General features: G+C 40.0%; 14 protein-coding genes, 5 tRNA genes and 4 rRNA genes. 22 read left to right on the forward strand and 1 reads right to left on the reverse strand.

The annotated features are described in order from the left end of the window. The first annotated feature begins 60 nt into the window (after window positions 1-60). The 21 genes from AC3B5D_RS09090 (at window position 61) to AC3B5D_RS09190 (ending at window position 22,939) form a co-directional block, all read left to right on the forward strand. The gene (locus AC3B5D_RS09090; protein WP_489840344.1) at window positions 61-432 is read left to right on the forward strand and encodes an FtsB family cell division protein; all 372 of its coding nucleotides are present in this window, start codon (window positions 61-63) and stop codon (window positions 430-432) included. Window positions 433-617: 185 nt separating this feature from the next. Continuing rightward, window positions 618-1,592, forward strand: a complete 975-nt coding sequence (gene tilS / locus AC3B5D_RS09095) for a tRNA lysidine(34) synthetase TilS (RefSeq protein WP_489840343.1) — start codon at window positions 618-620, stop codon at window positions 1,590-1,592. 106 nt (window positions 1,593-1,698) lie between these two features. Beyond that, window positions 1,699-2,295 (forward strand): hypoxanthine phosphoribosyltransferase, encoded by a 597-nt coding sequence (gene hpt, locus AC3B5D_RS09100; protein WP_489840342.1) that lies wholly within the window; start codon window positions 1,699-1,701, stop codon window positions 2,293-2,295. A 73-nt stretch (window positions 2,296-2,368) separates the two neighbouring features. After that, window positions 2,369-4,444, forward strand: coding sequence for an ATP-dependent zinc metalloprotease FtsH (ftsH, locus tag AC3B5D_RS09105; protein ID WP_489840341.1), 2,076 nt, complete (start codon window positions 2,369-2,371; stop codon window positions 4,442-4,444). Window positions 4,445-4,573: 129 nt separating this feature from the next. After that, complete coding sequence (hslO, locus tag AC3B5D_RS09110; protein WP_489840340.1) at window positions 4,574-5,470, forward strand: Hsp33 family molecular chaperone HslO; 897 nt, start codon at window positions 4,574-4,576, stop codon at window positions 5,468-5,470. Window positions 5,471-5,574: 104 nt separating this feature from the next. Continuing rightward, entirely contained in the window at window positions 5,575-7,059 is a 1,485-nt protein-coding gene (gene lysS, locus AC3B5D_RS09115; RefSeq protein WP_489840339.1) for a lysine--tRNA ligase, read from the forward strand. Window positions 7,060-7,579: 520 nt separating this feature from the next. Continuing rightward, window positions 7,580-9,154 (forward strand): 16S ribosomal RNA (locus AC3B5D_RS09120). Between the two features lie 89 nt (window positions 9,155-9,243). Beyond that, a tRNA-Ile gene (locus AC3B5D_RS09125) sits at window positions 9,244-9,317 on the forward strand. 6 nt (window positions 9,318-9,323) lie between these two features. Then, window positions 9,324-9,396 (forward strand) — tRNA-Ala (locus tag AC3B5D_RS09130). A 202-nt stretch (window positions 9,397-9,598) separates the two neighbouring features. Then, window positions 9,599-12,514: ribosomal RNA gene (locus AC3B5D_RS09135) — 23S ribosomal RNA — on the forward strand. Window positions 12,515-12,588: 74 nt separating this feature from the next. Beyond that, a 5S ribosomal RNA gene (rrf, locus tag AC3B5D_RS09140) occupies window positions 12,589-12,705 on the forward strand. The 16S, 23S and 5S rRNA genes sit together here with 4 tRNA genes alongside, the layout of an rRNA operon. A 5-nt stretch (window positions 12,706-12,710) precedes the next feature. Further along, window positions 12,711-12,783, forward strand: a tRNA-Asn gene (locus AC3B5D_RS09145). Window positions 12,784-12,788: 5 nt separating this feature from the next. Further along, window positions 12,789-12,861: transfer RNA gene (locus tag AC3B5D_RS09150), tRNA-Thr, on the forward strand. 385 nt (window positions 12,862-13,246) lie between these two features. Beyond that, on the forward strand, window positions 13,247-14,656 hold the full coding sequence (locus tag AC3B5D_RS09155; RefSeq protein ID WP_489840338.1) for an MFS transporter: 1,410 nt from the start codon (window positions 13,247-13,249) through the stop codon (window positions 14,654-14,656). Window positions 14,657-14,875: 219 nt separating this feature from the next. Then, entirely contained in the window at window positions 14,876-16,426 is a 1,551-nt protein-coding gene (locus AC3B5D_RS09160; RefSeq protein WP_489840337.1) for an HD domain-containing protein, read from the forward strand. Continuing rightward, window positions 16,413-18,539, forward strand: coding sequence for an RNA degradosome polyphosphate kinase (locus AC3B5D_RS09165; protein ID WP_489840336.1), 2,127 nt, complete (start codon window positions 16,413-16,415; stop codon window positions 18,537-18,539). Before AC3B5D_RS09160 ends, AC3B5D_RS09165 begins: the two co-directional genes overlap by 14 nt. A gap of 46 nt (window positions 18,540-18,585) precedes the next feature. Continuing rightward, the gene (ppx, locus tag AC3B5D_RS09170) at window positions 18,586-19,554 is read left to right on the forward strand and encodes an exopolyphosphatase (RefSeq protein WP_489840335.1); all 969 of its coding nucleotides are present in this window, start codon (window positions 18,586-18,588) and stop codon (window positions 19,552-19,554) included. Between the two features lie 79 nt (window positions 19,555-19,633). Continuing rightward, the gene (locus tag AC3B5D_RS09175; protein WP_489840334.1) at window positions 19,634-22,222 is read left to right on the forward strand and encodes an efflux RND transporter permease subunit; all 2,589 of its coding nucleotides are present in this window, start codon (window positions 19,634-19,636) and stop codon (window positions 22,220-22,222) included. 134 nt (window positions 22,223-22,356) lie between these two features. After that, window positions 22,357-22,473 (forward strand): 5S ribosomal RNA (gene rrf / locus AC3B5D_RS09180). A gap of 7 nt (window positions 22,474-22,480) precedes the next feature. Then, window positions 22,481-22,553: transfer RNA gene (locus AC3B5D_RS09185), tRNA-Asn, on the forward strand. A 59-nt stretch (window positions 22,554-22,612) separates the two neighbouring features. Continuing rightward, the gene (locus AC3B5D_RS09190; protein WP_489840333.1) at window positions 22,613-22,939 is read left to right on the forward strand and encodes a hypothetical protein; all 327 of its coding nucleotides are present in this window, start codon (window positions 22,613-22,615) and stop codon (window positions 22,937-22,939) included. Window positions 22,940-23,131: 192 nt separating this feature from the next. On the opposite strand, the gene AC3B5D_RS09195 is transcribed toward AC3B5D_RS09190, so the two are convergent. Continuing rightward, window positions 23,132-24,013: a LysR family transcriptional regulator gene (locus AC3B5D_RS09195; RefSeq protein WP_489840332.1), complete on the reverse strand. Its 882-nt coding sequence runs from the start codon at window positions 24,011-24,013 to the stop codon at window positions 23,132-23,134. A 105-nt stretch (window positions 24,014-24,118) separates the two neighbouring features. On the opposite strand from AC3B5D_RS09195, the gene AC3B5D_RS09200 reads away from it, so the two are divergent. Further along, complete coding sequence (locus AC3B5D_RS09200; protein ID WP_489840331.1) at window positions 24,119-25,750, forward strand: malolactic enzyme; 1,632 nt, start codon at window positions 24,119-24,121, stop codon at window positions 25,748-25,750. The last annotated feature ends 3 nt before the right edge of the window (window positions 25,751-25,753 follow it).

The following is a 25,753-nucleotide window of genomic DNA, read 5'->3' on the forward strand; positions in this document are numbered from 1 at the left end:
GTTATAGTGTTTAAGAATATCGATTGAGACTTGATATGACTATCAGGAAGGTGATTAGTGATGCGTAAAATTAAAAGACAATCAAATATACAACCACTAAACGCTGCTGGTAAAAATCATATTGTCTATGAAGCACGGCAAGCTCGGTATTCACGCTATATTCATTTTCGGCGTCGTTTGATTTTAGCAGTCATTATCATTATTGTTGCTGTGATTGCAATGGTTAATCTTCACAAACAATATACAAAGTATACGACGGCATCTGCTGGTTTGCAGGAAACGAATCAGACGTTAACGAATGCCAAAAATTCGCATTCTGATTTAAAACAAGAAGTTAAAGATTTGGGTGATGATAGCTATTTGGAAAAATTAGTTCGTGAGAAGTACATGTACACGAAAGATAATGAAGTTGTCTTTAATATCCCTGATTGATTTAACCGATGATGGGCAATATGTCGTCTGATTAGGCGGAAGTTTTCTGATTATATCGGATACTTCCGCCTTTTAATCGTTGATAACATGTCATTGTTTTGGTGTGCCATTATGAAATGCGACATTAGTTTTGTGCTATTTTGACATATAATAAGATTAGTCAACAAAAAGGTAGGGTAAATAGAATGAAACCCAAAGTATTACGAGCCAATTTAATTCGACAGATACGTGAGCAACGGTTGTTTCAGGCGACGGATCATGTTTTGGTGGCAGTATCTGGTGGACAAGATTCGTTAAGGTTGTTGCGTTGGCTGACTGATGGTGGGTTACCATTGGATATTCAACCACAAGTTAGTGCGATCTACATTAATCATCAACTGCGATCAGATGCATCAGAAGAAGAACAGTTTGTACGCCATATTTTTGAAAAGACGCCACATTTAAAGACGACTACGGTACAACGATTAGATTGGCCAGAAGCACCGACTTTTGCAGTCGAAGAACAAGCGCGTGAAAAAAGATATGCAGCGATGTTTACCATTGCAAAACAGATCGGTGCAAATATGATTGTGACCGCACATCATCGTGATGATCAAGTAGAAACAATTCTATATAAATTAGTGCGTGGGAGTCGATTAGATCAATTGACAGGGATGGCAGCAAAACAAACTTTGTCAAATGGTTTAGAGTTGGTTCGACCATTCTTAGGGCTTCCCAAAGCGGCTCTTGATGATTTGGTTAAGGAACCTGTGCAAGAATGGATTGACGATTATACGAATAATGATCAGCAATATGCACGAAATCGTCTCCGCCATGCCGTTATTCCTGATTTACAGCAAATTAATCATCAAGCATTAGCTCATATTATAGATTTTGCAGATCAATTAACAGCATTACAAACATTGGCGTTGCCACAATTGGATCGTGATGTTCAGCGATTAAAAGCTGGCACACTTGATTGGCAATTACCAACCGATCAATTATTATTGGTGCTACAACGATGGTTGCAAGAACAACAAATATTAGATATTAAAAATCGACAATTGCGCCAAGTGATTCAATTAATGAGAAATCAAAATGTGGCAATTGGCACAGTGCAATTAAATGAAAATGAACAATTGGTGAGGGATCATCAATGGTTGCGATTGTTAAAAGGTTAAAACTTTTATAGTTCTTTGAGTTATTGACTAAACATTTGGAGATAAACATGTTATTCTTAAATCTATGTAACAGTAGGGGAATTAAGATTTAGGAGATTAACAAAACATGAACCAACCGGACATGAATAATGATATCGAACGGATATTATATAGCGAGGCAGATATTGCGAAAGCTGCGAAGCGTGTTGGCGAGCAATTAGCTGCTGACTATCAGGGTCGGACACCGATTATTCTTTCAGTACTAAAAGGTGCTGTTTTGTGGACAGTTGATGTAATGCGTCATATGCAATATGCAGAAGTCGAATTCATTGATGTTTCTAGCTATAACGGTGGCGTCTCTTCATCAGGAAATGTAGATTTGGTAACGGATCTACAAACGGATATCAATGGTCGTGATGTCATTATCATGGAAGATATCGTGGATACTGGCCGGTCACTAAAGTTTATGATTGAGTTATTAAAAAGTCGTGGTGCAAAATCAGTAAAAACTGCTAGTTTATTGGATAAAAAAGATGGTCGTGTTGTGGAAGCAGCAGTTGACTATGTTGGCTTTGATGTACCAAAAGCCTTCGTGGTAGGGTATGGTCTTGATTACAAGCAACTATACCGTAATCTACCCTATGTTGGTGTTTTGAAACGTGAAGTTTATGATCCAAAACATGCTGATGTTGTTGACACGGTAGATATCACACCAAATCACTAATTAAACTGTAAATTAATCATGTCGTACATAATAATATGATAGTAACTGCTATTACTATCTGCAGGAGGAATTGATGAAAAACCAACGAAACGGGAATTTTGTCCGAAATAGTTTGTTTTACGTAATCGTAGTCCTTGGTATTATGGGTTTGATATATTGGGTAGCCGGGCCCACACAGACCTCAAATACGAAGACTATCTCTACGTCAACATTTATGACGGAATTGCGTGACAAGAAAATTTCAAAAGTCACGATTCAGCCAGGCGATGGTGTCTACAACGTCAAGGGTGAGTATACCAAAGCACAGTCAAGTAAAAAGTCGGGTGATAACGATACCTTTGCGTCACTGTTAGGCGGTGGTCAATCAGGAAAGGCAACTTCCTTTGAGACAAAGTTAGTCGGTAGTGACACAGTTGTTGCTAATGTCCAAAAAATTGCTGAAAAAGCAGACACTGATATTACGACAAAGCCACAACCTACTAATTTCTGGGGGACCTTCTTGGTCACGATATTACCATTGATCTTAATGGTTGGTTTGTTCTACCTCATGATGGGTGGCTTGAACCAAGGTGGTCAAGGTGGTCGTGGCAATATGATGGGTATTGGTAAGTCAAAGGCAAAGCCAGCTGACCCATCAGAAAATAAGAAGCGCTTTGCAGATGTAGCAGGTGCTGAAGAAGAAAAACAAGAACTGGTTGAAGTTGTTGAGTTCTTGAAAGATCCAAAGAAGTTCTTGAAGTTAGGTGCTCGTATTCCATCAGGTGTTCTATTAGAGGGTCCTCCCGGAACTGGTAAAACATTGCTTGCCAAAGCGGTTGCTGGTGAAGCTGGTGTGCCATTCTTCTCAATTTCTGGTTCAGATTTCGTTGAAATGTTCGTTGGTGTTGGTGCTAGCCGTGTGCGTGATTTGTTCGAAAATGCCAAGAAAGCAGCGCCATCAATTATCTTTATCGATGAAATTGATGCGGTTGGACGTCAGCGTGGTAACGGCATGGGCGGTGGCCATGATGAACGTGAACAAACATTGAACCAAATGTTGGTCGAAATGGATGGGTTCGAAGGTAATGAAGGTGTTATCGTCATGGCAGCCACAAACCGTTCCGATGTGTTGGATCCTGCTTTACTTCGTCCTGGTCGTTTTGATCGAAAAATTTTGGTTGGACAACCTGATGTTAAGGGTCGTGAAGCAATCTTGAAGGTTCACGCAAAGAACAAACCATTAGATTCAAGCGTTGATTTGAAAGAAATTGCTAAGCAAACACCTGGCTTTGTCGGTGCTGACTTGGAAAACTTGTTAAATGAAGCGGCTTTGTTAGCTGCTCGTCAAAACAATAATACGATTACTGCAAAAGATTTGGATGAAGCTGAAGATCGTGTGATTGCTGGACCTGCCAAGAAAGATCGTGTGGTTTCAGCAAAAGAACGTGAAACAGTTGCTTATCACGAAGCTGGACATGCGATTGTTGGTTTGGTATTAAATGAAGCACGTGTCGTTCATAAAGTAACAATTGTTCCACGTGGACGAGCAGGTGGTTATGCCATTATGCTTCCTCGTGAAGATCAGATGCTGATGAGTAAGACTGATGCGATGGATCAAGTTGCTGGTTTGATGGGTGGTCGTGCGGCTGAAGTCTTGATATTTAATCAACAATCTTCAGGTGCTTCGAACGACTTTGAGCAGGCTACTGGACTTGCGCGTGCTATGGTAACGCAATATGGTATGTCTGATAAGTTGGGAATGGTTCAGTTGGAAAAGAATAATGGACCACAGTATGGTCAACCATTATATTCAGATACAACGTCACGCCTAATTGATGAAGAAGTTCGCCATATTACAACGCAAGGTTATGAAACAGCATGCGACATTATCTTACGTTATAAAGAACGTCATGAAGCCATTGCGCAAGCTTTGTTAGAGTATGAGACGTTGGATGAGAAGCAAATTTTGAGTTTGTTCAACACTGGTAAGATGCCAGATAAAGATGGCTCAAAATCAGAAGGAGCAACACCAATGTCATATGAAGAAGCAAAGAAAGCAGCCAATGATAAGTTGACTGAAGATGTTTCTTCTGAACAAATAACAGCTTCAGAAGCAATCACACCAGAGAATAAGTCTGATGATGATGATCATGATCATGATGAAGCCTAATAATGGTTAGATTAAGAGTTAGAAAATTTATTTTTCTAACTCTTTTTTGCTATGCAACAAAGGCTCAAATTTCATACACGGTGTGTTACACTTGATAACGGAAAACACAATAAAGAAAAGGATATCAATATGACAGATAAATTAGTACGTGCGATAACAAACGATGGTAAATTTCGTGCGATTGCTATTGAAGCAACAGATATGATGAAAAAAGTTGCAACATTTCATGATGCATCACAACTGGGGACAACAATTCTTGGTCGTGCACTCATTGGTTCGTTAATGGTCTCAAATGCGATCCTAAAAGGGGAAGAACGGTTAGCAATTAGTATTGATGGTCAAGGACCTGCCGGTAAAATCGTTGTTGAAGCATCTGCACAGGGAGAAGTTCGTGGGTATGTAACGAATCCGCAAGTCACATTGCCTTTGACTTTAAAAGGGCAACCAAATGTGGCGGATGCTGTTGGGACAAATGGGTTTTTATCTGTGACGAAAGATTTTGGCACTGACGAACCGTTCACTGGTCAAGTGGCGTTAGTTACGGGTGAAATTGGTGATGATTTAACTTACTACATGGCGAAATCAGAGCAGATTCCCTCTGCAGTTGCGGTGTCTGTGATGGTTGATCCAGATGGTGCGGTAGTGACGGCTGGTGGGTTCATGGTTTCAACTTTACCAGATGCAACAGATGAAGATATTGCCGTGCTAGAAGAAAAATTGGCGCATTTCCCAGCTATTTCGACACAAATGCTGGAAGGATTTACAGCGAGTGATTTGTTAACAAATTTGTTTGGTGCAGAAACTATCAAAGTATTATCAACAACAGAAGTTGCTTTGTATCCTGAAATTGCAAAGCATGACTATGCACGAATGTTAGCAACTTTATCATTATCAGAATTACAAACGATTTTAGCAGAAGATCATGGTATTGAAATTGTTGATCGTTTTACTGGTAAGATTATTAATTTTGATGAAAGTGAATTACAGTCAATTATTGCTAATAAAGATGTTAGTGGAAAAAATTAGTGTTGAGGCTTGCAAAATTTGCAGAAGATTGGCAAACTTATAGATATGTATGGTGAAAACCAACAACGAACTAATAAAAGGAAAAATGAGGCAGGAATAGGATTATGGCTGACCAACAAGTGTCATTAAATGACCAAATGATCAAGCGCCGTGAAAAAATGACTGAACTGCGTGATGCAGGGATCGATCCATTTGGTCACCGCTTTGATCGGACGCATATGGCATCTGAATTACATGCATTGTATGATGATGTTTCAGGTGAAGATTTAGAAGCACAAGCAAATGAAGTAGCAATTGCTGGACGTATGATGACAAAGCGTCGCTCAGGTAAAATTAGTTTTGCTGATATTAAGGATCGTTCAGGACGTATCCAAGTCTTTGTTCAAAAGCCTGTTGTTGGTGAAGAGGCTTACGATTGGTTTAAGAAGTCAGATTTAGGTGATTGGTTAGGCTTTAAAGGAACCATCATGAAGACACGTGCTGGTGAATTGTCATTAAATGTGACTGAAATTACGCACTTATCAAAAGCTTTGCGTCCATTGCCTGATAAGTTCCATGGGTTAACCGATGTTGAGACAAAATATCGTCAACGGTATTTGGATTTGATTGCAAATGATGAATCTTTTGAACGTTTCCAAAAGCGGTCAAAGATTATTTCTGCTATTCGTTCCTACATGGATGGCGATGGCTTTATAGAAGTGGAAACACCGATGCTACAAAATGCTGCTGGTGGCGCTGCAGCACGGCCATTTATTACACATCACAATGCATTAAATATTGACTTGTATATGCGTATTGCGCTTGAGTTGCATTTAAAACGTTTAATTGTTGGTGGCATGGAACGCGTTTATGAAATTGGTCGCGTCTTCCGAAATGAGGGGATGGATCCAAAGCACAATCCCGAATTTACGGTCATGGAATCATACGCTGCTTTTTGGGATCTTAGTGACGTCATGACTGAGACTGAAAATATTTTTAAAGCAGCTGCAAAGGTTGTTGCAGATGATATGATTATCACCTACCAAGATCACACGATTGATTTGGCTAAGCCGTTTGCTCGCAAACATATGGTGGACTTAATCAAAGAGAAAACGGGCGTTGATTTTTGGCAACATTACACCATTGAAGAAGCTCGTGCGATTGCTGATGAAAAGGGTGTAAAGTATGAACAATACTGGGGCATTGGTCATATTATTAATGAGTTCTTTGAGGACTTTGTGGAAGAGACATTAATTGAACCAACTTTTGTCTATGGTCATCCAGTAGAAGTATCACCATTGGCAAAGAAGAGTGACGATGATCAGCGTTTTGCACAACGTTTTGAATTGTTTATTTCGGGCGGTGAGTATGCTAACGCCTTTACTGAGCTGAATGATCCGATTGACCAACGTGAGCGTTTTGAAGCACAAGCAGCCGAGCGGGCAGCTGGAAACGATGAAGCTGAAGGTATTGATGAAGACTTTATTGAGGCTCTAGAGTATGGTATGCCACCTACTGGTGGATTAGGTATCGGTATTGATCGGTTAGTGATGTTGCTAACAAATGCAGATACCATTCGTGACGTATTGTTATTCCCAACGATGCGTTAAAATAAGTGTCATTGTTTGATAAATAGCATCATGTTAATAGGTAATTCTCTGATTATTTGGAGAATTACCTTTTTATATAGAAAAAATGTCATTTGCTTATTCTTTAGTTGCATAGGTTTTTAAATTAGTACTTGCAATCTGCTTTATAACGTCGTATTATATAAAAGTTGGGTTTTGGAAATGATTTAAAAATCAATTCAAATCACATCAAAACTTATCTAAATTATAGTGTTGACATTTAAATCAACATACTGTAATATAGTTTGAGTTGTGGTAAACGCTTCGGATTGCTTTGCTAATCTGAAAATTAGTTATTGACAGATGAATAGTTTGTTGATAAACTAATTGAGTTGTGAGACGCAACGTAGATCATTGAAAACTGAATATCGTTTCGATGAAACAAATGTGTAGGGTCATCAAGCAATTTGCTTGATACAAAAACATTTGCGAAGTCAATTCGCTAGTAAATTCGTTTAACTTCTGTTAAACAACAAAAAACAATGAGTTATACTCAAGCTTTTAAAATGAGAGTTTGATCCTGGCTCAGGATGAACGCTGGCGGCGTGCCTAATACATGCAAGTCGAACGCTTTGTCTTTAAATGAAATGACGAGCTTGCTCAGATTTGATTTTATCTGACAAAGAGTGGCGAACGGGTGAGTAACACGTGGGTAACCTACCTCTTAGCAGGGGATAACATTTGGAAACAAGTGCTAATACCGTATAATACCAACAACCGCATGGTTGTTGGTTGAAAGATGGTTCTGCTATCACTAAGAGATGGACCCGCGGTGCATTAGCTAGTTGGTAAGGTAAAGGCTTACCAAGGCTATGATGCATAGCCGAGTTGAGAGACTGATCGGCCACAATGGGACTGAGACACGGCCCATACTCCTACGGGAGGCAGCAGTAGGGAATCTTCCACAATGGGCGCAAGCCTGATGGAGCAACGCCGCGTGTGTGATGAAGGGTTTCGGCTCGTAAAACACTGTTATAAGAGAAGAACGGCACTGAGAGTAACTGTTCAGTGTGTGACGGTATCTTACCAGAAAGGAACGGCTAAATACGTGCCAGCAGCCGCGGTAATACGTATGTTCCAAGCGTTATCCGGATTTATTGGGCGTAAAGCGAGCGCAGACGGTTATTTAAGTCTGAAGTGAAAGCCCTCAGCTCAACTGAGGAATGGCTTTGGAAACTGGATGACTTGAGTGCAGTAGAGGAAAGTGGAACTCCATGTGTAGCGGTGAAATGCGTAGATATATGGAAGAACACCAGTGGCGAAGGCGGCTTTCTGGACTGTAACTGACGTTGAGGCTCGAAAGTGTGGGTAGCAAACAGGATTAGATACCCTGGTAGTCCACACCGTAAACGATGAGTGCTAGATGTTCGAGGGTTTCCGCCCTTGAGTGTCGCAGCTAACGCATTAAGCACTCCGCCTGGGGAGTACGACCGCAAGGTTGAAACTCAAAGGAATTGACGGGGACCCGCACAAGCGGTGGAGCATGTGGTTTAATTCGAAGCAACGCGAAGAACCTTACCAGGTCTTGACATCCCTTGCTAATCCTAGAAATAGGACGTTCCCTTCGGGGACAAGGTGACAGGTGGTGCATGGTTGTCGTCAGCTCGTGTCGTGAGATGTTGGGTTAAGTCCCGCAACGAGCGCAACCCTTATTATTAGTTGCCAGCATTCAGTTGGGCACTCTAGTGAGACTGCCGGTGACAAACCGGAGGAAGGTGGGGATGACGTCAAATCATCATGCCCCTTATGACCTGGGCTACACACGTGCTACAATGGCATATACAACGAGTCGCCAACCCGCGAGGGTGCGCTAATCTCTTAAAGTATGTCTCAGTTCGGATTGTAGGCTGCAACTCGCCTACATGAAGTCGGAATCGCTAGTAATCGCGGATCAGCACGCCGCGGTGAATACGTTCCCGGGTCTTGTACACACCGCCCGTCACACCATGAGAGTTTGTAACACCCAAAGCCGGTGGGGTAACCTTTTAGGAGCCAGCCGTCTAAGGTGGGACAGATGATTAGGGTGAAGTCGTAACAAGGTAGCCGTAGGAGAACCTGCGGCTGGATCACCTCCTTTCTAAGGAAAATCGGAAACCTACACAATCAACGAAACGATATTTAGTTTTGAGTGATTTACACTCAATGAAGACAGAGAGTCGAATCTCTGGGACTGTAGCTCAGCTGGTTAGAGCGCACCCCTGATAAGGGTGAGGTCGGAGGTTCGAGTCCTCTCAGTCCCATGATATGGGGAATTAGCTCAGCTGGGAGAGCGCCTGCTTTGCAAGCAGGAGGTCATCGGTTCGATCCCGATATTCTCCATCGCAACCAAACGGTTGCTTATTAGTTCTTTGAAAACTGAATCATAATTGTAAATTTTTAAATTCATTTCAATTGATATTAATCAATTAAATTGAGCCGAAAAAATACACCGCGTAATTTTTTGAGTTTTTTAAATCAGTTTAAAATCGCTTGTGACCATTGAGTCACAATACTCAAACGAAATCATCAACGAGAGTTGATCGGTTAAGTTATTAAGGGCGCATGGTGAATGCCTTGGCACTAGGAGCCGATGAAGGACGGGACTAACACCGATATGCCTCGGGGAGCTGTAAGTAAGCTATGATCCGGGGATTTCCGAATGGGGAAACCCAACTTGTGATGCAAGTTATCGTTCAATGAATACATAGTTGAACGAAGGTAGACGTTGTGAACTGAAACATCTCATTAGCAACAGGAGAAGAAAGAAAAATCGATTCCGTCAGTAGCGGCGAGCGAACGCGGAGGAGCCCAAACCAGTGTGCTTGCACACTGGGGTTGTAGGACTACCGTTGTGGAGTTACAAATTTGTTTATTAGCAGAAGCAGCTGGGAAGCTGAGCGAAACAGGGTGATAGCCCCGTATGCGAAAGTAAGCAAACTCCCGTGTAGGATCCTGAGTACGGCCGGACACGTGAAATCCGGTCGGAAACTGCGAGGACCATCTCGTAAGGCTAAATACTCCCTAGTGACCGATAGTGAACCAGTACCGTGAGGGAAAGGTGAAAAGCACCCCGGAAGGGGAGTGAAAAAGTTCCTGAAACCATGTGCCTACAACAAGTTAGAGCCCGTTAATGGGTGATAGCGTGCCTTTTGTAGAATGAACCGGCGAGTTACGATAACATGCAAGGTTAAGGTGGAAAGACCGGAGCCGTAGCGAAAGCGAGTCTGAAATGGGCGTTCGAGTATGTTGTTGTAGACCCGAAACCAGGTGACCTACCCATGTCCAGGGTGAAGGTGCGGTAAAACGCACTGGAGGCCCGAACCCGTACATGTTGAAAAATGTTGGGATGAGGTGTGGGTAGCGGTGAAATTCCAATCGAACTTGGAGATAGCTGGTTCTCTCCGAAATAGCTTTAGGGCTAGCCTCGGAAGATAGCGTGTTGGAGGTAGAGCACTGTTTTGGTGCGGGGCCCATCTCGGGTTACTAAATTAAGATAAACTCCGAATGCCAATCACGTATGTCCGGGAGTCAGACAGTGAGTGATAAGATCCATTGTCGAAAGGGGAACAGCCCAGATCGTCAGTTAAGGTCCCTAAGTGTGTGTTAAGTGGAAAAGGATGTGAAGTTGCATAGACAACTAGGATGTTGGCTCAGAAGCAGCCACCATTTAAAGAGTGCGTAATAGCTCACTAGTCGAGTGATTCTGCGCCGAAAATGTACCGGGGCTAAACACACCACCGAAACTACGGGTGCCACATTAGTGGCGCGATAGGAGAGCGTTCTAAGGGCGATGAAGTCAGACCGTGAGGACTGGTGGAGCGCTTAGAAGTGAGAATGCCGGTATGAGTAGCGAAAGACAGGTGAGAATCCTGTCCACCGTATGACTAAGGTTTCCTGGGGAAGGCTCGTCCTCCCAGGGTTAGTCGGGACCTAAGGCGAGGCCGAAAGGCGTAGTCGATGGCTAACAGGTTGAGATTCCTGTACCAGGTGAACATGTTTGAACAATGGAGGGACGCAGAAGGCTAACAGAACCCAGCAGTTGGAAAAGCTGGGTCAAGCAATAAGTCTGAGAGTGAGTCAAATGCTTGCTGTCATAAGGACAAATTGTGATGAGGACCGAAATCAAGTAGGGAAGTCTGTGATGTCACGCTGCCGAGAAAAGCTTCTAGTTAGTGTTTACCTGCCCGTACCGCAAACCGACACAGGTAGTCGAGGAGAGCATCCTAAGGTGAGCGAGTGAACTCTCGTTAAGGAACTCGGCAAAATGACCCCGTAACTTCGGGAGAAGGGGTGCTCAGCGCAAGCTGAGCCGCAGTGAATAGGCCCAGGCGACTGTTTATCAAAAACACAGGTTTCTGCAAAATCGTAAGATGACGTATAGGGGCTGACGCCTGCCCGGTGCTGGAAGGTTAAAAGGAGTGCTTAGCTTCGGCGAAGGTACGAATTGAAGCCCCAGTAAACGGCGGCCGTAACTATAACGGTCCTAAGGTAGCGAAATTCCTTGTCGGGTAAGTTCCGACCCGCACGAAAGGCGTAACGATCTGGGCGCTGTCTCAACGAGAGACTCGGTGAAATTTAAAGACCCGTGAAGATGCGGGTTACCCGCGACAGGACGGAAAGACCCCATGGAGCTTTACTGTAGCTTGATATTGAGTGTTTGTGCAGCTTGTACAGCATAGGTAGGAGCCGTAGAAATCGGGACGCTAGTTTCGATGGAGGCAAACGTGGGATACTACCCTCGTTGTATGAACACTCTAACTCACACCACTAAGCGTGGTGGAAGACAGTGTCTGGCAGGCAGTTTGACTGGGGCGGTCGCCTCCTAAAAGGTAACGGAGGCGCCCAAAGGTTCCCTCAGAATGGTTGGAAATCATTCGCAGAGTGTAAAGGCACAAGGGAGCTTGACTGTGAGACTTACCAGTCGAGCAGGTACGAAAGTAGGGCTTAGTGATCCGGTGGTTCCGCATGGAAGGGCCATCGCTCAACGGACAAAAGCTACCCTGGGGATAACAGGCTTATCTCCCCCAAGAGTCCACATCGACGGGGAGGTTTGGCACCTCGATGTCGGCTCATCGCATCCTGGGGCTGTAGTCGGTCCCAAGGGTTGGGCTGTTCGCCCATTAAAGCGGTACGCGAGCTGGGTTCAGAACGTCGTGAGACAGTTCGGTCCCTATCCGTCGCGGGCGTAGGAAATTTGAGAGGAGCTGCCCTTAGTACGAGAGGACCGGGGTGGACGTACCACTGGTGTATCAGTTGTTCCGCCAGGAGCATCGCTGAGTAGCTATGTACGGATGAGATAAACGCTGAAAGCATCTAAGTGTGAAACTCGCCTCGAGATGAGATTTCCCATTCAGTAATGAAGTAAGACCCCTCAAAGATGATGAGGTAGATAGGCTAGAAGTGGACGTGCGGTGACGCATGGAGCGGACTAGTACTAATGGTTCGAGGACTTAACCAAGTAGCAAGTGGTGTAAGGCAAAAAAACAATTATGATTCAGTTTTGAGGGAACTAAGTTCACTCAATTGGAAACGTGTCGTGATGATGGCACTGAGGTCACACCTGTTCCCATACCGAACACAGCAGTTAAGCTCAGTTACGCCGAAAGTAGTTGGAGGATCGCCTCCTGCGAGGATAGGACATTGCGATGCATCATTCCGAATTAGCTCAGTTGGTAGAGCACACGACTGTTAATCGTGCTGTCGTCGGTTCGAGCCCGACATTCGGAGTAATTGCCGACTTAGCTCAGTTGGTAGAGCAACGGTATCGTAAACCGTAGGTCGAGGGTTCGAATCCCCCAGTCGGCATGCGTTCACTCTTACAACCCTTGGTATTAAGGTGTTTGTAAGAGTATTTTTTGTTTTGTAGCACTTTTGTGGCACAACTAAAAAAGCAAATATCTAGCCAACAAAAAATTATATATGCTATAGTCTCCAATTAATGGCGGGCAGAAAATTATATTATTTTCTCTGTCCATCAATTGGGGACTTTTTATATACCAAAAAAATAATATAATCAAATAATAATAAATGATAATGATTTAAAATATTGTGAACCACTTGCATAGCGTTGCCATTAACGATAAAAATTTGTTATTTTTTTATGAAAGATGTAGGATAGTTTATTGTAAAATGCTTTTTGCATAAAATATTTATTTATAATCTATAAAATAATTAGGAAGGATGTTAACTTATGGATACGCAAACCGTTAGTAAACAGGCAAAATGCGCAATCGCTGCTGCTGCCTTACTTTCTTTTTTAGGAATCTTAGTAGAAACGTCATTAAATGTTACTTTTCCGATGCTAACACAAGAATTTTCAGTTTCACTTGGAACGATGCAGTTGGTAACTTCAGGTTACTTATTGATGGTAACGATCATCATGAGTACAACGGGCTTTTTAAACAAACGATTTCATGCACGTACTTTATTTACAACAGCAATTATTTTTAATATTATCGGTACGGCAATGTGCGCTTTAGCAGGAACGTTTACAATGTTGTTTTTAGGCAGACTTTTGCAGGCAGTTTCTACAGGAATTTCAACACCCTTGATGTATCGTTTAGTACTTGCTTTAGTACCGCAAAGTCAGCGAGGGCTTTATATGGGAACGGCAGGAATGATTATTTCTTTAGCACCTGCTTTAGGTCCAGCTTATGGGGGAACATTAGCAGCCTTTTGGTCTTGGCGAGGTATTTTTGTGATTGCTTTAGTCATGCTGATATTTGCTGCTATTTTAGGAGAAAAATATATTCGGCTTGAAGCTGAAAAGACAGATCAAAAATTTGATTGGTTGGGTGTTATCTTATTAACAATCACTTTTGCTAGTTTAAGTACGGCATTTTCTAATGCTGGTAATAAGGGCTTTCATACACCAAGTTTTATCTGGTTATTAGTGTTGTTTATTGTTGCCGCTGTTTTGCTAACGCTTCATTTACGACAATCAACACGAAAAATTTTGAATTTTGAGCTATTAAAAAATCCGTTGATTAGCTTACGCTGGCTTAACTTTTTTATTTTACAGTTTATCAATATTGGCATATCATTTGTCATACCAATTTTTGCTGAGGATACGTTACACGTCAGTGCGTTCGTTGCGGGATTAATTGTGTTACCGGGGGCATTATTTGGTGCAGCTATTTCACCGTTTGCAGGAAAAATGTTTGATAGACAAGGTGCAACTAAACCACTCTTGATTTCAAGTATTTCTTTGCTTTTTGGAACAGGCTTATTTTTCTTAACAACATCATATGCAACAGCAATTTCGATAACATTGATCTATGTGTTGTTACGCGGTGGGTTTAATATGGGCTTTAGTAATTCAATGTCTGATGCAAGTTTGCAAGTGACCAATGCGCAAAATGCTGATTTGAATTCCTTATTTAATACGTTCCAACAATATGCCGGTTCATTTGGGACGAGCGTTTTGTCCGCAATCATTGCGACACAGCAAATGAAAAATGGGCACCTTGCGCAATTAACAATACAAGGAAGTCGTTTGGATTATGGTATTTTATTTGTTTTGGTCCTTGTTAGTTTGGGAACAGTAATTATTGCTTGGTACTATCAGCAAAAAAAGGTTGATACGATTGGCCAACTATAAAAAATTGTGAGACTGATAATGCAACACATGCTGTGTGATACATTATCAGTTTTTTTATAGCTATAAAATGTTTGGTAGCGATTGATGCCAATAAACAGAGAAAGTAAGTAAATGCTTAATTTAGAGTAATTTAAAAGATGAAGCTTGAGAATTTATTGTATACTAACATATAAGAATGATAGTTAAACAAGAAAAATGAAAAATTGGGGAGATTTTTACATGGCTCAAAAATACTTTGGCGTAATGATAGTCAACGTAACGGGGGTTGAGTTGCTAATCGTTAATTTGAAAACGCATAAATCTCTTGAAAAAGTAAATAAAGAAATTAATTTAGGTGATGATGTGTATCACTATCATCCGGTGTGCTTTGAATCAGTTAATAAAATTGTTGAGGCATTAACTGGATTCATTCAAATTTTACGTGATTATGGTGTTGAAAATTATCAATTATGGGGTAGCCAAGCCTTATCACAAGCGCTAAATGCTGATTTTATGGCTGATCAGTTCTTTCTACATACGGGTATCGAAATAGGTTGGCTTTCAATGAGTGATGAAGCGTATTATCGAAACCAAAATGTTTCATTGGCGTTAGCAAATAATCAGGCAGATAGTCAAGGCATTGTTTATTTGGTGGGAATTACTTCCGGGAATACATCAATTACACGATTTGATGATGGTCATTTTGTGACATCGACGAATTTTGCTTTAGGACCAATTAAGATCGCAGAAGACTTACAAAGTTTACGGCAATCTGCACCAAGTTCTTTTAGTGTACTTAATGATTATATTGATAGTAAACTCAAAGACTTTGATATTGGTAGTCTGGCAAATTTAATATCAAAAAATCATGAGACAAAAATTATTTTATTAGGCACTTCACCAATTAAAAAAATGGTTAGTCAGTATGAGCATCATCATTTAATTGATGCTTTACCAGTGACGATATTTAATGAAATGATTGATGACATTGTCGATGCATCAGATCAATATTTGATTGATCAATTAAATGTTAACGAAGACGTGATACCACTTATTTTGCCTGAATTATTATTGATTAAGCGCATAACGCAATTGACTGGTGCAAAAGAATTACGGTTCTCTGATGCGGGTGTCGTTGATGGTATTGTCAATGATGAAGAAGTTGCGCTAGGCTTTTCAAAACACGATTTTACACATCAAACAATTACGATGGCAATTAATGTGGCAAATCATTATCATGTGGAACCGATTCATCGTGATTTAGTGACAAAGTTTGCATTGCATCTATTTAATCAATTAAAGCCTTTACATCGTTTTGGAAAAAGAGAACGACTATTATTAGAAGTGGCAGCTATTTTGCATGATGTTGGTAATTATATTGGCGTTCATTCGCATTATGTTCATTCAGAATATATTATTCGGCATTCAGACATTATTGGCCTATCACAAACGGAATTGGAAATTATTGCTGCAATTGCCAGATATCACAGTGCAACGACACCCAGTGAAGATTTAAGTCATTTTAGTCGTATATCTGCAGAAAATAGACGATTAATTTCTAAATTGGCTGCAATTCTTCGATTAGCTGATGCGCTAGATGATGATCGGCAACAAAAAATTAAAAAGATTTCAGTATCGATTAAGAATCAAAGTGTGATTATTTCTGCGTATAGTCACGATAATTTAGCTTATGAGAATTGGATATTTCAATCAAAGAGTCAATTTTTCCAAGAAACCTACGGCCGAAAAGCAATTATAAAGCAAAGGAGGGTCAGTCATGACAAAAATTGATTTTGAAAATCCAAATTTTTATACCAATCGGGAATTAAGTTGGTTAGACTTTAATGATCGCGTGCTAGAAGAAGCACGTAATAAAAATAACCCACTATTAGAGCGATTAAAATTTCTCGGTATTACGCAAAGTAATATGGATGAATTTGTTATGGTTCGTGTGGCTTCACTGACTAAGTTGATTGAAGTAAAATGGGATGGTCGGGATGCATCTGGTTTATCAGCTGAGGAACAACTCAAGGCAGTTAACAATAAAGCTCATGAACAATTAGTAAAGCAATATGTGACATTGAATCGAATTTTATTGCCAGCAATTAAACAAGCAGGAATTAATTTACAACAAGTTAATGATTTAAATGATGAGCAGTTTCAGTTTATTAAGGGGTATTTTCATGATGAGTTGTATCCGGTGCTCACACCAATGGCAGATGATACATCCCATCCTTTTCCATTTATTAGTAATGATACAATTAACTTATCATTACGTTTAAGTAAAAAAGGCAGTGATAAATCATTGTATGCTACGTTACAAATACCTAGCATTTTTCCAAGAGTGGTTAAGTTACCAGCAGCTGATAATGATTTTATTTTATTAGAGGATATTGTGAAACGTTTTGTTGAACAGTTATTTATCAACTATGAAATTCATGAGATGACGACTTTCCGTGTGATTCGTGATATGGATCTAGATGTTGCTGAAGAAGATACTTCAGATCTGTTGAAGGAAGTACAACAACAATTAAAGTTACGAGCTCATGGGAAAGTGATCCGTTTGGAAGTTGATTCAGATATTAGTAAAAAGCTACGGAAACGTTTAGTTCGCGAACTAAAAACAGATGAAGATTCTGTCTATGAGGTTAATGGCCCTGTGGATCTGAACTTTCTTGGTAAACTGGCAAGTGCAGTCACCGGTCGTGATGAATTAAGATATCCGCCATTTAAAGCTTATCAAGATGAGGCACTCGATCATAATCATAATATTTTTGAAGCAATCCAAAAAGCAGACCGGTTAATGCAACATCCATATGATAAATTTGATTCTGTGGTTGAATTTATTCGTCAAGCCTCGATTGATCAGGATGTGTTGGCGATTAAAATGACACTCTATCGTGTTTCAGGTAATTCACCGATTATTAAATATTTGGGACGAGCTGCTCAGAATGGAAAACAAGTCACTGTGTTAGTTGAGGTCAAAGCACGATTTGATGAGGAAAATAATGTGCATTGGGCGCGGCAACTTGAACGGATGGGATGTCACGTCATTTATGGTCTAGTTGGCTTGAAAACGCATTCTAAGTTATCATTAGTGGTACGTCGCGAGGAAAGTGGCATTCAGCGATACGTGCACTTAGGGACAGGAAACTATAATGATATAACTGCTCATTTTTATACCGATATTGGGTTGTTAACAGCTAATAATAATATTGGTATTGATGTAACAAATATCTTTAACATGTTATCAGGTTATTCAAAACCACCCTATTTTCATAAATTGCATATTTCACCAAAAGGTATTCGTGAATTTATTATTGATAAACTAGATCAAGCGATTCGTTATGCAAAAATTGGGCGACCAGTTCAGATAAAAATGAAGATGAATTCTCTATCTGATCAAGAAATGATTGCCAAAATGTATGAAGCCTCACATGCGGGCGTCACGATTAATCTTATTATTCGCGGTATTTGTTGTTTGAAGCCAGGTATTAAAAATGTGAGTGAAAATATTAGTGTTCATTCCATTGTGGGACGTTTCCTAGAGCATAGCCGTATTTATATTTTCGAATTTGATGGTGAGAAACAAGTATACTTATCATCCGCTGATTTAATGACTAGAAACTTAAATCGACGTGTTGAACAACTATTTCCAGTCGAACAACCAGTATTAGCAGAGCGCGTTCTAGCAATTTATCAAACAATGTGGGATGATAATGTGAAAACCCGTGTGCTAGATGTAGACGGTCATTATAAACGTGTTGATCGTCGTGGGAAAGCATCACTTGATGCACAGGATTATTTTGCATCACAAGCAACGAAACGAGCTGAACAACAACAAGCAGCGACGAATAAAAAAAATCCAAACCAATTTCAACCTATGATGAGTCCTGAAAAATAATAAGGCTCGTTATATGGTGAATATAAGAACGCGGAAAGGAAAATGTATGGAAAACTTTGTCGTAATCGATTTAGGATCTAACTCAGTGCGCATGACAATTACCCGTATTAATGCTGATGGCACTCACGAAACAGTCACTCATATGAAAGAATTTGTACGACTTTCTGAAAATATGGGCCAAGAGAAAGTTTTACAACCAGAAGCAATTGAAAGAACACTGACAGCATTGAAATCATACAAAGAAGTCTATAAAAAACTAGATAATGTGCAAATTAAGGCAGTGGCAACAGCAGCTGTTCGACAAGCATCAAACCAGAAGGCTTTTTTGAAAAAGGTGAAGTCAGAGATTGGTATTAATTTAGAAGTTATTTCGGGAACGCAAGAAGCCTATTATGATTATATTGGTGTCAGTGAGACGCTTCCTGTGACGAATGCTATTTTGATTGATACTGGTGGTGCCAGTATTGAAATTGTGCTTGTTCAGAACGGCAAAGTCGCGCACTTGATCAGTATTCCAATAGGGTCAGTGACAATTTCATCAGATTTTGATTTAAATGATAGTATTTCAGCGACTGAACTTTTTAAGGCAACCATTGCAATTAATGAAATTTTCCAAAATATTTGGTGGCTAAAGAATGGGCTAAATTTGCCAATTATTGGGCTAGGTGGCAGTAATCGAACGCTAGCAAAAATTAATCGTCGTCGGGATCATTTATTCAACATGGAAGACGTACATGGCTATCAAATTAAGGATACGCAAGTTAATAAAACTTTTGAGGATATTATTAGTTTGGATTGTGCTGCACGTAAAGAAGTACCCGGTATTAGTAAGGACCGTGCTGATATTATTGTTGGTGGTTTAGTACCGGTTATTTTCTTGATGAATTATCTTGATTCTGAAAAAATTACCTTCTCAACCAGTGGACTACGCGTGGGTATTTTATATGAACGCTTACATGATTTATTAAGAGATACGGTGGAAAATCATCCCGTAGATAATCGTGAAATGAGGTGATGATAGGATAATTAAAAATTTTTGTACATATCATTTTCATAAGTGTACAGCGTTTAAATTAGAGAAGGAGTAGGAAGGAATGACCAATTTATTTAAGAAAATTGGACAGGTTGTTCATGATCATGCCAAATTATTTTTAGCATTAATCACAATTGTGACAATCGGTTTGGCTTTTGGGTTAACAAAAATACAATTAAATACCGGTAATGGGATGTTTGTTTCAAGCAGCTCAAAATTATCGAAAGATACCAAAGTTTATCAGAAAAATTTTGGTAGTGACACGTTTATTGTTGATATTTCAGCTAAAAACAAGCAACAGGTGGTGGATGCTAAAACATTCAAAAAGGTTGCTAGTTTTATGGATGATGCAAAAGATATCAAATATATGCAATCAGCAACCAGTGTTGTTAATCTTTTGAATGCGCAATTACATGCCAATACAACAACGAGCACCATGAGTCGTTCAAGTAATACAAGTCAGTTGCAACAAGATATGATGGCTGAATTATCAACCAAGCAACAACAGGTGTTACAAACTGATTTAATGGCTATGCTTAATGATGGGCAGCAACAAAAAGTATCACAGTATACACAATCGATTCTGACTGATGCACAAAAATTGCAACTGGCTCAGGCAATGCAACAGACTGATCAACAGACGAATCAATCACAAATGTTGGCCAAGCTGTTAAATAAAACGCAGCAACAACAAGTCCAAAAATATACCATGTCGTTGTTAACGCAGCAACAACAGGCGCAATTGTCGCAAAAAGTTATGAGCATGTTGCCCAAAGTGCAGAATATGCATGATGCGTTGATTAAAGATTTGATTTATTCAAATAATGGGAAAATGCCAGCCCAATTGCAACAATTATTGCCACGTAACGGACAGCATTTGTTAATTTCGCTGACGACATCTGCAAAAGCTGATATGAATACCAATCAAACACAAGCTAATGCAATTAACAAGCTATTAAAAGATAATGGCTTGCAGAGTGGACGTTACAAGGCAGCCATCGCAGGTGCGCCTGCGATTGCGGGTACTGTTGGTAGTCAAATGACAAAAAGTATGATGATTATGTTGGTAGCGGCTGTTGTCATTATGATTATTATTTTGTTGCTTGTTTTCCCAGTACGTCGTCGCTTAATGCCATTATTTGTCGTTTTGATTGGTATGATTTGGACCTTTGGTTTCATGGGCTTGGCAGGTATTGATTTAACAATGGCTACTATGGCAACGCTCCCTATCTTAATTGGTTTAGGAACAGACTTCGGTGTCCAATTTGTTAATCGATATGAAGAAGAATTCCGTAAAAATGGTTATAACGCTGAAAAAGCCGTTGTGACAACGTTTGGTCATTCTGGTTCAGCGGTTGCCATTGCAACGACTGTGATGATTCTAAGCTTTTTGACGATGTTGATTTCAAAAGCACCAATGTTGAAAGGCTTTGGTCTAACCTTAGCAATCGGAGTTCTTGTTTGTTATCTTGTTGAATCGTTAACGATTTTTTCATTCTTATCGATTCGCGATGCCCATTTTGATAGCACAACCGTTAAGAATCAGACTTTGGAAAAGTCTTGGTTAAATAAACACTTGGGCCTATTATCAAGTTGGATTATGAAACATGCAACGATTGTCTTAGTCGTTGGGATTGCTTTAGGTGGCATTGGCTTTTACTTTGAGCATCAAGTCAAATTAGAAACTGACATGATGAAGATGATCCCTCAGGACTTACCAGCGCTTAAGCAAAATAAGAAATTAGAGAAGTTGGTCGGTTCAACCACAAATCTAACTTATTTAGTTAGCGCTGATGATGTTCGTTCAAAGGCCGTTTTGCAAGAAATGACAGACTTTGCAAACAAAGAGGCGACAAAACACAAGGGGGATGTGTTAGACACCACAACGTTGGTTGATAGTTTAGGTAAGCAACAATTACAAAGTTCGCAAAAGACATTGACCCAAAGTATTAATCAAATGCCAACGATTATGAAGAGTACATTGATTAGTGAAAATCATCGTTATGCAACGATTAGTTTTAAGATCAATCCTAATTTGAATACGCAGAAAGCGTTACGATTGATGAATAGTATTACCAAAGATGCGCAACATTTGCCAAATAGTATTAAAGTTGCACCGGCGGGTTCATCAGCCATGCTTTATGAGGGTATTCATAATATTTCAGCTAGTCGAACAACGATTATGGTCGCTGGGTTAGTGATTATCTTCCTTGTCTTATTAGTGGTTTATCGTCATTTCCATTATGCTATTTACCCATTGTTACCGATTGCGATTGTGCTAGGTCTATCACCACTAACATTGAAGTTATTGGGCATTAGTTATAATCCTGTGACGATTGCGTTAAGTTCGTTGGTACTTGGTATTGGAACTGAGTTTACAATTCTCGTATTAGAGCGTTATATTGAAGAACGGCAGCGAGGAAAAGATAATGAGGCAGCAATTAATACAGCATTAAGTTCAGTTGGACAAGCAATCACAGCTTCTGGTTTGACTGTTGTGGCTGGCTTTTCGACATTGCTGTTTGTTAACTTCCCTGTCCTAAAAGATTTTGGTTTGATCACCGTATTGGATACGGCGTATGCTTTGATTAGCACACTAACGATTTTACCAGCCATTATCTATTTATTCCGTCAACGGAAACATGAATAGTTATTTAAGAGTTTGAAAGTGTCCAGCACTTAATGGTCACTTTTAAGCTCTTTTTATATACAAAAGTATTGACAGAATGGGTATTTCGAGATAATATAATTTACCGTAAGTTATGTACTTACAACGTCATTTTGTGTCGTGATGATGGCGCTGAGGTCACACCTGTTCCCATACCGAACACAGTAGTTAAGCTCAGTTGCGCCAAAAGTAGTTGGAGGATCGCCTCCTGCGAGGATAGGACGTTGCGATGCATATTATTCCGAATTAGCTCAGTTGGTAGAGCACACGACTGTTAATCGTGCTGTCGTCGGTTCGAGCCCGACATTCGGAGTTTAACGGTCATTCCATTGTGAATGGCTTTTTTTGTACTGTAAAAGTGGGAGGGATAACATGGCATTAACGATGGCAGAACAAATTAAGCAATTAACTGTAGCGTTAAATCAAGCGCAACAAGAAGCGGAAAAATGGCAAACAGGTGCTGAAATTTATGAAGCGCAAGTGACTGAATTGCAGGAAACGATGCAATTAATGGCACAAGAAATAAAAAAAGTACGTCATGAGAATGAATTACTACGTCAAAATCAAGGCCAAGTACAAACCATGGTACCAATTAAGCAACAACAGTCTGTATCTGATCAAGAATTAGTACATTATCGTATTATTGAAGATGCTTTGATTAGTAAAATTCAACAATTAGAACAACAATTACGAAAATGACATATGATATTGATCTAAACAAAACAATGAAAGATCAATTCTGGTTTGGGAAAAAAGTCGTTAGGACCAGCCAAAAAGGGCGTCAATCTATCAATTTGGTAGACTGACGCCTTTTAAACGTCTTTTTCACACTCTTTTATTATGTATTATTCAATCATGCTAACTGATGTTTTTTGTCGCAGACTTTTTTTGTTAGCTTTCTTGAAAAGCGTCTTTAATAATATCACGCACGATCACTTGATCTTGTGTCATATAGTGTTGCTTTCTAAATGCCATGTAGACATGAAATTTCGGCTGTGGTTGATCAATTAAACTGATTTTTTTCAGGCCGTCTTCGTTTTTTTCCATGGCTAGTGATGTTAAAAAGGCTAAACCAATGCCTTCACGTACTAATTTTTTCATAGCGGTAATGTTATTAGTTTGGTAAACCACATGAGGCTGAATACCTGATTGGTTAGAGAAAATACGAAAAGCGTTTGGATGAACAAATTGTTCATTTAAAGAAATGAATGACTCATTGGCAAAATCTGCGAAAGTAGCAAATTTTCGTGGATCGGTTGTTTTGGTAATAATAACGAACGGGAAATTAGCTAATTCAAAAACTTCTAAGTCAGTCAAATCAAAATTTTCAGTCGCACCGATTAATGCAATGTCAATGTTTCCTTGCCGTAAAAGTGTTAATAATTTGGAACTACCAACCTCTTCTGTCTCAATTAAATGTAAAACATTCGCATTTAGTAGTTTTTTTGCGACCTTTGAAAATAAATATGTCTCGATAATCGGAGGCAATCCTAAACGAATTTTATGACGACCAAGACGTTGAATTTCCTTTGTCGCAGTTGTCCACTCGACTTGTATATGACGAGCACTCTGTAATAAAATCGCCCCTGCTTCAGTTAAATGAACCTCTTTGTGTGCTTGATTTCGTGTAAAAAGAGCGGCACCTACTTCTTGTTCTAATCGCTTTATGGCATAGGTAATGGTTGGTTGGGATACATGAAATTGTTCAGCGACTAATGTGTAATTTTTATGAACAGCTAGACGTTCAAAATAAGCTAAATCTTTTAAATGCATACTACTTTCCTCATATAAATTTTTTTTATATAAACAGTCACTTTTGACTATAACATTTTTAAAAGTCTATTATACGCTAATGTACTTAATAGGAGGTTTTTTGAGATGAAAAGTGGTATGCAGATTTTGCAGGATCCGTTTTATAATAAAGGAACGGCCTTTACGATGACGGAGCGTAAGGCGCTAGGATTAGTCGGTTTACTGCCAACGAAAGTGCAATCCTTGCATGAACAAGTGGCACAAACTTATGCACAATATAACAGTAAAGTTAGTGATATTGAGAAACGATTGTTTTTGAGTCAAATTTTTAATGAAAATCGCACTTTGTTTTATGCCGTCTTGGGTGCACATTTGACTGAAATGATGCCAATTGTTTATTCACCTACTGTTGGTGAGACAATTGAACGTTATTCAGACTTGTTTGTTAATCCACAAGAAGTTGCTTTTTTGGATATTCATCATCCAGAAAATATCGGTGCTAGTTTGAAGAATGCCGCTAATGGTCGTGATATCGATATGATAGTTATCACGGATGGCGAAGGTATTTTAGGTATTGGTGATTGGGGTGTGCAAGGGGCTGACATTGTGGTCGGTAAATTGATGGTTTATACGGCTGCAGCTGGCATTGACCCACGCCGTGTTTTGCCAGTTGTGTTAGATGCTGGGACAAATCGTGAAACGCTTTTGGAAAATGATGGTTATCTTGGCAATCGTCACGAACGCATTCGTGGCGACGAATATTTTGATTTTATTGATCAATTAGTTGATGAAGCGGATCAAATTTTCCCCAACTTTTACTTACACTTTGAAGATTTTGGTCGTTCAACGGCAACTAAGTTGTTAACGCGTTACCAAAATCGTTTAGCAACGTTTAACGATGATATTCAAGGGACTGGTATTGTTGTGACAGCAGCAATATTAAGTGCATTAAAGATTTCTGGTGAAAAGTTAACTGATCAAACGTATATAACATATGGTGCTGGTTCAGCTGGGGTTGGTATTGCTAACCGTGTTTTGCAAGAATTTATTAATGCTGGTTTGACGGCAGAAGAAGCTCGTCAACACTTTTATCTTGTTGATCGTCAAGGCCTATTGTTTGATGATGATGAAAATCTGACACCTGAACAACGACCATTTGCACGTTCACGTGCAGAGTTTGATAATGATGGTGCTTTAACAACTTTGGAAGCAGTTGTTAAAGCAGTCCAACCAACGATTTTGGTTGGTACGTCTGGTCAAGCGGGTCACTTTACTGAAGCAATTGTTCGTGAAATGGCAGCACATGCGGCACGTCCAATTATTTTGCCATTATCAAATCCAACCAAGCTTCACGAGGCAGTGCCAGAAGATGTTATCAACTGGTCTGATGGTCGAGCACTAGTTGCCACAGGAATGCCATTTGAACCTGTTAATTATGAAGATGTTGTTTTCCACATTGGTCAAGCAAATAATGCGATTGTTTACCCTGGTATTGGATTAGGGGTGATTGCAAGTAAAGCTAGTCGACTAACTGAAAACATGTTGTCAGCTTCAGCTACAGCGTTGGGTGAGTTAGTTGATACTAGTCAGGTTGGTAGTGCCATTTTGCCATCATTTGAGAAGCTATCTGAAATTTCAACGGCAGTTGCACAAGCAGTTGCACAAGCTGCCATTGACGACGGTGTTGCCCAACAACAAGGCGATGCCAAAACATTGGTTGAACAATATCAATGGCACCCAGTTTATGGGGAGGACTAAAGC

This window comes from Weissella sp. ESL1177 (genome assembly GCF_058107185.1).